Annotated in this window: 7 protein-coding genes; 2 read left to right on the top strand and 5 right to left on the bottom strand. The window is 70.9% G+C overall.

Features of this window, described 5'->3' with window-relative positions:
* The 5 genes from ABD329_RS46785 to ABD329_RS46765 all read right to left on the bottom strand — a co-directional run.
* A partial coding sequence (locus ABD329_RS46785) for a condensation domain-containing protein (protein ID WP_344318133.1) occupies window positions 1-2212 on the bottom strand: 2212 nt, incomplete at its 3' end.
* Between the two features lie 81 nt (window positions 2213-2293).
* The gene (locus ABD329_RS46780) at window positions 2294-2566 is read right to left on the bottom strand and encodes an acyl carrier protein (protein ID WP_198282293.1); all 273 of its coding nucleotides are present in this window, start codon (window positions 2564-2566) and stop codon (window positions 2294-2296) included.
* A gap of 45 nt (window positions 2567-2611) precedes the next feature.
* Entirely contained in the window at window positions 2612-3568 is a 957-nt protein-coding gene (locus ABD329_RS46775; RefSeq protein ID WP_344318132.1) for an acyl-CoA dehydrogenase family protein, read from the bottom strand.
* Window positions 3565-5331, bottom strand: a complete 1767-nt coding sequence (locus tag ABD329_RS46770; protein WP_344318130.1) for an acyl-CoA dehydrogenase family protein — start codon at window positions 5329-5331, stop codon at window positions 3565-3567. Before ABD329_RS46770 ends, ABD329_RS46775 begins: the two co-directional genes overlap by 4 nt.
* Window positions 5328-7103, bottom strand: coding sequence for a fatty acyl-AMP ligase (locus ABD329_RS46765; protein WP_344318134.1), 1776 nt, complete (start codon window positions 7101-7103; stop codon window positions 5328-5330). Before ABD329_RS46765 ends, ABD329_RS46770 begins: the two co-directional genes overlap by 4 nt.
* A gap of 412 nt (window positions 7104-7515) precedes the next feature.
* On the opposite strand from ABD329_RS46765, the gene ABD329_RS46760 reads away from it, so the two are divergent.
* Window positions 7516-8346, top strand: a complete 831-nt coding sequence (locus ABD329_RS46760) for an ABC transporter permease (RefSeq protein WP_344318129.1) — start codon at window positions 7516-7518, stop codon at window positions 8344-8346.
* A gap of 53 nt (window positions 8347-8399) precedes the next feature.
* Window positions 8400-9341, top strand: a complete 942-nt coding sequence (locus ABD329_RS46755; RefSeq protein ID WP_344318128.1) for a TauD/TfdA family dioxygenase — start codon at window positions 8400-8402, stop codon at window positions 9339-9341.
* The last annotated feature ends 93 nt before the right edge of the window (window positions 9342-9434 follow it).

Here is a 9434-nt window from a genome sequence, read left to right as displayed (position 1 = left end):
TGGCCTCGGTGGGACCGTACGCATTGACCACCACCACATCCGGATGCGCGGCCCGCCACGACGCCAGCGCCTCCCCCACCAGCGCCTCACCACCGGTAATCAACGTCCCCGACGGCGACACCTCCTCCGGCAGCGCCTCCAACAGCCCCAAGTGCGACGGGGTCACCTTCATAAACGACGGCCGGCCAACATCCCCCGCCCGCTCATCAAGCTCACCCACAACCACCCGGCCACCACTCACCAACGGCGTGTACAGCGCCGTCACCGTCAGATCGAACGCCACCGAAGAGTGCAGCACGGCAGTACCCGACGCATCCGGATACACCTCACACGCCCGCTCCAGATACGCCCCCACCGAACGATGCTCAACCACCACACCCTTCGGCCGACCCGTCGAACCCGACGTATAAATCACATAGGCCGGATGCGACAGCTTCGGGACATCTTCAACCGGCGTGTCCGCGTACTCGTCAGCCGCCGCGAGCGCCGCCACATCGTCGATCACCAGCACCGGCCGTGCGTCAGTCAGGATGTGGGCCTTGCGCTCCGCCGGATACCCCGGATCCACCGGCACATACGCACCACCCGCCTTCACCACACCCAGCAACGCCACCACCAACTCCACCGACCGAGGCAGCACCACACCCACAAACGACTCCGGACCCACCCCCTGCCCCACCAACCACCGAGCCACCCGATTCGACCACGCCTCCAACTCCCCATACGACACCTCGCCACACACCACCGCCACCGCGTCCGGCGTCCGCGCCACCTGCTCCCCGAACAACACGGGCAACGACACACCCCGCACACCCCGCGACTCACCATTCCACCCGACCAGCACCCGCTCCCGCTCCACCGCCGACAGCAACTCCACATCACCGATGCGGCGATCGGGCTGCCCCACTACCCACTCCAGCACCCGCATCAGCCGTTGCTGGTGGGCGGTGATTTCTCGTTCGTCGTAGAGGTCCGGGTCGGCGTCGAACTCGACGCGAATGCCCCTGCCAGAGGCCGCCGTGCCATAGAAGTTGATCTTCAGATCGTTGACCGGTCCGGTGGACAGCGGGTGGGGGATGGCAGGAGTGTCGCCGAAACGGAGCTCGTCGACGTAGGCCACCACGTTGAGCGTCGGGCCGAGGCGCGCCTGGCGGCCTCCCGAGAGCCCCAGTTCCCTGACGAGTTCCTCGCCCCGGAACCGCTGGTGCCTGATGACATCGGCCAGTGAGCGCGACACCGACGCGACCAGCTCCGTGAACGTGGTCTCCGGGGTGGCGGTCACCCGGATGGGCAGGACGTTCACCATCGCGCTCGGCGTGGCCAGGGACGTCCGACTGGTGCGGCCTGCCAGGGGCATCGAGAAGGTGAGGTCGGTGCGGCCGGTCATGCGGTGGTAGAGGACGGCGGTGGCCGCGATGGCGACGGCCGGCCACTGCGCCCGGAGCCGGTCACTCAGCGCGGTGAGCCGATCGGCCAGGGTGGTCGGCAGGGTCTGGATGCGCCGCAGACTTCTGTGGGTGCTGCCGGCCGAGCGGCCCGCGAGCGCCACCGGGTCAGGCATCTCCTCGAACAGGTCGAGCCAGTGGGCCCGGTCCCGGGCGTGGCGGCGCGACCCCGGATAGCCGGTCTCCTCGGCGACCACCCGGTCGAGGGTGGTGAAGCCGGACGCGGGCGGCTCGGTGCCGGTGAGCAGGGCGGTGTACAGGGCCGCGACGCGCGCGGCGTACACGCTCTGTCCGAACGCGTCGAGGACGGCGTGGTGGTAGCGGTGGAAGTAGAAGGACCGGTCGTCGGCCAGGAGCAGCAAGGTCTGATCGCTCAGGGGTCCGCGGCCGAGGTCGAAGGGGATTTGCATCTCCGCGTTCATCCACCGGTGCGCCGCGGCCTCCGGGTCCACCGCGTCGCGCAGGTCGCGCACGTGCAGAGACGTCGGCTCGGCGGGTACGACGAGCTGCCACAGCCGGGGGTCCTCGGCGCGCTCGGGGGCGTCGGCGGGGTCGGTGTCCTCGGTGAAGTACGACCGCAGCGCCTCGGTCTCCTCCACGGCCCGCCGTACCGCCTCTCCGAGAACGCCGGTGTCGACCGGGCCGCCGATCTCCAGATAGGCGCCGCAGTTGTAGAGCGGACTGTCCGGGTCCAGTTGCTGGGCGACCCACACGCCCAACTGGGCGGCACTTACCGGTCGACGGAGCGTACGGGCGGCGTCGGACATGGCGGAGCGGTCCTCTCGGTTCTGCGGGGTGGCGGACTGCGCGGGGTGGGATGCGGTGGCGGATGCGAGGCGGAGTGCCCGTCAGGCGTACTGGGCCAGTTCTTTGGCGAGGGCCTCGCTGAGCGCGTCGATGGTCGGGTTGTCCCACAGGAGCGTCGGGTCGAGGGAGATGTCGAGGTGGTCCTCGAGCTCTCCGGCGACGGACAGGACGTACAGCGAGTCGAGTCCGTAGTCGGAGAGCCGCGCGCTGGTGTCGATGGTTTCGGCGGGCCGCTCCAGATGGGAGGCGACACAGTTGGTCAACCATTCCCGCAGGCTGTCGAGGGTGTGCGGCTCGGCGTGGGGGTCGGACATGAGTGTCTCCTTCGGCTTGGGGTGGCGGGTGTCCGGGCGCGGCGGCTAGGGGCGGTCGGGGACCGGGCGGTCGGCCAGGTCGAACGAGCGGCCGGTGTCATAGCGGCGGTCGAGTTCCGTGGCCAGGCGCTCCAGTGCGCGGCCCGACGGCTGCGGTGCCCGTCGCGCACGCGTGAGGAGTGCGCGGCCGGGCGCCGCGGCGAGCAGTTCGGGGTCGCACAGTGCGGTGACGGCCGGTGCCGTGGTGAGGTCCGCGCCGGTCATGCCGCTGACCGGAGCGGCATGACCGGCGGGCTCCGGCGGCCGGCCCGGACGGCTCGCCCGGCCCGGCCGCCCGTCCGGTCGGCCTTCGGCGGCGAAGAGGGCGTGCTGCATCTCGTTCAGCAGCAGGTGGAAGGCGGCGTGTTCGCTCTCCCTGAGGTAGAAGCGCGACCCCAGGACCATCGAGAGGCGGTCCATCGCGCCCTGGAGCGCGCGTGGTACGAGGACCCGGACCACGCTGTCGTGGGCGTCCGGCCGGGCGGGGAAGGCGTCGGTGCCCCGGACCGCGAGTGTCGTCAGCGTGTCGCACAGCAGCAGGTCGGCGTAGGCTCCCGCGAGCACCGCGCGCAACTGGGGGATGTCGATGGCCGCCGCGCCGTACAGGCGCCGGGCCCGCAGGTGGCGCAACGTCATGCGGAGGCCGGAGTCGAGTGTGCCGACGGCGGTCGCGCCGACCGTCACGGCGCCGCTCCCCCGCTGGGCCACACCGCCGGACCGCGTCAGCACGGGCGATCTGCGGTAACCGGTGCGCAGGGCGTGCATCAGCGACTCCGGGTCCGCAGGGCAGCCTTCGGCGCCGCCCACGCCGACGGCGCGGAAGGGCTCACCGGCCGGGGGCCGTCCGGCTTCCCGTGCGGCGAGGATCGCCTGGAAGCCGTTGGGGTTCGTGGGGTCGTACGGGTCGCCGAGACGCTTCTCCACGGTGGTGGCGAGGGTGAAGGGGTCGATGGTGGTGTTCACGAGGCGGCTCCCTGCTGGGAGCCGGTCGGCTCCACATGGTCGAGGAGCGAGTGGAGGGGGGCGGACGGGCGGGAGAGGAGCGTTTCGGCGAGTTCGTCGAAGGCGGTGCGGGCGGCGTCGTCGACGGGCTCCTCCAGGTCGGTGAGCGCCTTGACGAGACAGGCGAGCAGCGCGGCCTCCGGGATCGGGCTCCGGGCACGGGCGGCCGCGCCCAGCCACAGCTGGAGCGCCGATGCCGCCGCGAAGCACGACTCGAACCGCTCGGCGAGCCGGAACGCGTGGCCGGGGACGGCGCGGGGCGGGAACCGGATCGCCGCCATGTCCTGGTGGAGCCGGTCGGACACGTCCAGGAGCCGCCCGGCCAGGGTGGTGAGCGCCGTGGAGGCGTGGCCGCGTGCGGCCAGGTCGCGCAGTTCGCCGACGGCCGCCGGCAGGCCGGCCAGGACGGAGCAGCCACCGCTGGAGACCAGGCTGAGCTCGCCGGGCCGCATCGGGCGCAGGGGGGCGTGCGGATTCGTGGCCTCGGCGAGACCGTCGGCGTCCCACCGGCCCTTCGCGTAGCCGCGGGCGATGCGGGGGAACTGCTCGATGAGGGCGCTGCGGTTGACCAGGCTGCTGCCGTCGAAGATGCCGATGATGCGGTGGTCGCGTTCCACCTTGGCGAATCCGGTGTGCGGGGCGTCGGGGCGGAGCAGCCCGTACGGGCCGAGGAGGTGCAGCAGGCGCGCGATGAGGTCGTCGACCTCGGTGGGCACAAATGCCTTCGCGACAGCGGAGATCACGCTCATCTCGCCGGCGAGCGCGTGCAGGGAGCGCGCGGCCACCAGGGCGGTGGCGTCGGAGAGCAGCAGTCCCGCGGCGGCCTCGCCCAGCTCCCGCCGCACGTACGGGTCCAGCGCGAGCCGTCCGCCACCGGCGTCCTGAACCACGAACTCGGCGGCCAGGGCGAGCGCGTGGTCTCCCGCGCCCAGTGACATCGCGACGCAGCCGGTCCGACTGAAGTGCAGCGCCTTGACGATGATCTCGATGCCCTCACCGACCCGCCCGATGAGCGCTTCCTCGGGCAGTGGCGCGTCGTGGAACACGATGCCGCTGATGTCCGCGCCCCGGATGCCGTAGGTGGGCGCCTTGGGCAGATGAGTGAACCGTTCCGGAGCGAGACGGGACTTGTCCACGAGGAAGAGGCTGAAGCCGCGCGGACCGCCTCCCTCGTCGGTGCGGGCCAGGACGGTGACCAGGCCGGCCCGGGTGGCGAGGTTGATCGGCCACTTCTCGCCGGACAGCAGCCAGCCGCCGCCCGGGGCGGGCCTGGCGATCACCTCATCGGCCAGCAGATCGCTGCCGTGGTGGCGCTCGGTGAGGGCGCACGAGACGGGTGTCCCCTCCGCGATCCGCCGTCCCAGCCGGCGGGCGGCCTCCGGCTCTCCGGCGATCCAGGTGGCGGCGGCGCCGAGATAGGTCTTCCCGTGCGAGAGGGCCACGGTCAGGTCGATCCGGGACACGGCCCGCAGCAGCCGCATGACGACGTCGAAGCTTTCCAGTGCGCCGCCGTGTTCGGCCGGTACGTAGAAGCTCCGCAGCCCGAACTCGTCGAGCGCCCGGCATGCCTCGGTGGGAAACGCCTCCGTTCGGTCGAGTTCGGCGAGCGCCTCTGAGGAGAAGGGTTGCCCCGGCCCGGTGAGCTCGCCGAGCAGGCGGGTGAGCCGCTCGAGGGGCGCGGCGGAGGGGTCTTGGGTCCGGGTGGCCGGGGACGCGGTGGTCATACGGCGGCCTCCTGGGGCTCGGGTAAGGGGCGCAGCAGGCTCTGCTCGTAGACGGCGTAGGTGGGCCGCAACGCGCCGGCGCGGAACAGGTCACGCATCGCCGACCGCTGGATCTTGCCGCTGGTGGTGCGGCGTACCCCGCCGGGGCGCAGCAGCAGGACCGCGCCGACGGGGGCGCCGAATTCGCGGGCGACGGTGAGCCGCATCTCGGCGGCGAGTTCGCTCAGCCGTTCCTCGTCCTTGATGCCGCGCACCTCGTGGGTGACCACGAGCACGTCGTCGCCCTGTGGTCCCTCGCCAGGTACGGCGAAGCACGCTCCGACGAGGTTGCCGAGCTCCGGCCACCGGGTGCGCAGCTCGTCCTCGATGTCCTGCGGATAGAGGTTGCGGCCGCGCAGGTTGAGGACGTCCTTGATGCGGCCGGTGATGTGGAGTTCGCCCAGGTACAGGGCCCCGAGGTCGCCGGTGCGCAGCCAGCCGGCGTCGCCGTCCGCCGTCGTGGCGCGGAACTCGGCCTCGTTGGTGGCCTCGCGGTTCCAGTAGCCCCGGCCGACGATGTCGCCGCGTATCCAGATCTCGCCGACGCCCCCCTCGGGCAGGACGCGCCGGGTGTCCGGTTCGACGATGCGCACCTGGGCGCCGAGCGGCGGGCCGCAGCCGACGACGGCGCGGGCGGGCTCGTCGGGGGCCGCGGGCCGGAACTCGTGCTGCTCGAGCAGTTCCGCGGAGACATGCCGCACCCGGGGGGCGGTGTGGGCGGCCCCGGAGATGAAGAGGGTCGCCTCGGCCATGCCGTAGCAGGGGGTCAGGGCGTCGGCGCGCAGGCCGTGGCCGGTGAAGCGCCGCTGGAATCGTTCGAGCACGGCGGCGCGTACGGGTTCGGAGCCGTCCAGCGCGTGCCGCCAGCGGGACAGGTCCAGGCCCTCGCTCTGGGCGTCGGTGACCCGTCGGCTGCACAGGTCGTACGCGAAGTCCGGCGCCGCGGACGCCTCGATGCCATAGCGGTCGATCATGTGCAGCCACAGGTGGGGGCGTTTGAGGAAGGTGGTGGGGCTCATCAGGACGGTGGTCGCGCCGAGCAGCAGTGGCGGGAGTATCGAGCCCATCAGCCCCATGTCGTGGAAGTGCGGAATCCACCCGCCGATGGGGGTGGTGTCGTCCAGGCCCAGGGAGTCGGCCAGATTGGCGGTGTTGTGCAGCACGTTGCCGTGGCTGATCATGACGCCTTTGGGATCGCCGGTGGAGCCGGAGGTGTACTGGAGCACGGCGAGCGTGTCGTGTCCGGCGGGCGTCATCGTCCATGCGTGCGGATCGGGGGCGTCGCCGTCGTCGGTGACCAGGAGGGGAAGTGCGTCGAGTCCCTCCTCCGCGGCCCACGCCTCGATGTCGGCACGGGTGGCGGTATCGGTGAGGATCGCCACGGCGCCCGCGTCGTCCGCGATGCGCCTGACCCGGTAGCGCTCGTGCCGGTACCGGCCGGGCAGGGACGAGGGAACCGCGACGGCGCCCGCGTACAGGCAGCCGAGGAAGGCGGTGACGAAGGCCAGCCCCGCGGGGTACAGCAGGACGACACGGCCGCCCGGTGGGACGTGGGCGCGCAGCCGTACGGCCACGCTCCTGGCTTGTGCGTCGAGTTCCGCATAGGTGAGGCGTTGCGCTCCATCGGTGCTCAACGGGTCCGTCACGAATACCGCCGCCGTCTTTTCCGGACGGTTTTCCGCATACTCCCGGAGCACTGCGTCAACGCTGGGGGCGGTGACGATTCCCGCCATATCCGAGGCCCTGCCCTTCGTGTCCGCGAACTGAGTTTCCATGCGCCGATCCGGCACTGCCGTGCATTTCTACCGAGGGACCGCAACGAGGGAAAGGCACTGACAACAAATTGCACAGTGCACCCCACCTCTTGGGCGCAAAATCTCTCATATCGCCCATATCACCTGATGATTCCGAGGCGCACCGGCCAGTACTGGCCAGGAAAGGTCCCGTCGGGGCCATTTGCGCGCGATAGAGTCGAAGTGGTTTCGTTCCGCATGGACGACACAGCCATCCGATACATCCGCGCTCAGTCATCGCGTAGCCGGTCATGGCGGCGGATTCTTTGATCCTGCCTTTTTCGATTACCGCTCCAGGAATATGGCGCACCGTGCCGCGCACCAACGGGCGCACGACTCCCGGAGGAATTTCATGACCCCTGGTCCATCGTTACCGGACGTCGGCACTTTCGCCCCCGCCTGGTACGGCAGCAGCCCCTGGGCCCAACTGCTGATCCTCACCCAGCGGTCGCTCAAGGCCCATCTCGCGCATCGCAGGACCCTGGTCCTCGCCATGCTGCAACCGGTCTTCATGCTGCTTCTGCTGAGCGAGGTCTTCGGCAGCATCGTCGACCTCGACCACCTGCCCGACGGCGTCTCCTACCTGGACTATCTGCTGCCCGCGCTGCTGGTGACCACGGGTATCGGCCCCGCGATCGCCTCCGGTATCGGCCTGGTCCGGGACATGGACAACGGTGCGGTGGCACGGTTGCGCACCCTGCCCATCCACGCGCCGCTGCTGCTGTTCGCCCGCAGCTTCGCCGACCTGCTGCGCACCACCGCACAGCTGGCGATCCTGGTCGTGGTGGCCGTGGTGTGCATGGGCGCCGACCCGGCCGGCGGCGGTGTCGGGCTGGTGGCCGCGCTGCTGCTGACCTGTGTGGTGGTGTGGGCGATGACCTGGATCTTCCTGGCACTGGCGGCCTGGCTGCGCAGCGCGGAGGCGATGCAGAGCGCCGCCTATCTGGTGACGTTCCCGCTGATGTTCGCCTCCAGCGCCTTCGTGCCCGTGGACCGGATGCCGGGGTGGCTGGAGGTCCTGGCGATCCTCAACCCGTTGTCGTACGCGATGGACGCCTCGCGCGCACTCTGCCTCGACCAGCCGCTGGGCGCCCAGGTGTGGTCCGCTCTGGGCGCGAGCGCCCTCGTCGCGCTGCTCGGATCGAGCGCGGCGGTGTGGGCGTTCCGGCGGCCCCTGGTCTGAGCTCATCCCCCTTCCCCCACCCTCCTCCCCCTAGGACGAAACGGAGAGCCCTCATGTCCGAGCAGCGAGATGCCCTGCGGCGGCTGGACGCCGCCCCCGGGCCCGGCACCGACGCCGCGACCTGGGTCACCGAACACCGCGAGGAGATCCGGGCCCTGGTGGCCCGGCACGGTGCCCTGCTGGTCCGCGGGCTGGACCTGGACGGCCCCGAACACGCCGTCTCCGTGGTCCGCGGGATCATCGGCGAAGGCATGGCCGAGCGCGAGGGGTTCGCTCCCCGCGACGAGTTCGGACCGGGCCTGTACTCCTCCTCGCACTGGCCGGCCGACCAGCCCATGTGCATGCACCATGAGCTCAGCTACGCGGCCGAGGCACCCCGGCTGATGGCCTTCGCCTGTGTCACCCCGCCGTCCGCCGGCGGTGTCACGGCCGTCGCCGACTCCCGCGCTGTGCTGCGTGACCTGCCGGACGGGCTCGTCGAGCGCTTCGAACGCCACGGTTGGGTGCTGACCCGCCACTACAACCCGTTCGTCGGGATCGGATGGGAGGACGCGTTCGGCGCCAAGAACCCCGACGAGGTGGAGCGTTACTGCACGGACCACGGCATCGAGGTGCGCTGGGACGCCGATGGCGGCCTGCGCACCCGGCAGACCCGTCCGGCCGTCATAGCGGATCCCGAGTCCGGCGAACGGTGCTGGTTCAACCAGATCGCGTTCCTGAACGAGTGGACGATGGCTCCCGAGGTGCGTGAGTTCCTCACCGCGGAGTTCGGCCCGGACGGGCTGCCGTTCAACACCTTCTACGGCGACGGCTCGCCCCTGGACGGCGCCACAGTCGACCTCATCAACGCGGTCTACGAGAAGCACACGGTGCGCGAGCCCTGGCAGCGCGGCGACCTCATGGTCATCGACAACGTCCGCATGGCGCACAGCCGTGAACCCTACCGGGGCGACCGCGAGATCGTCGTCGGCCTCGGCGAACCGTTCCGCCCCTAGGGTCTGTCGTCAAATGATCTTCGGTCGGGGATCATGGTCGGGTGATACGTCGCCATGAACTGTCGGATGCCGAGTGGGAGTTCGTCCGGCCGC

This window comes from Streptomyces javensis (assembly GCF_039525925.1).
GTDB lineage: Bacteria > Actinomycetota > Actinomycetes > Streptomycetales > Streptomycetaceae > Streptomyces > Streptomyces asiaticus.
Note: the sequence above shows the minus strand (reverse complement) of the source record. Positions and strands in the feature narration are given on the sequence as shown.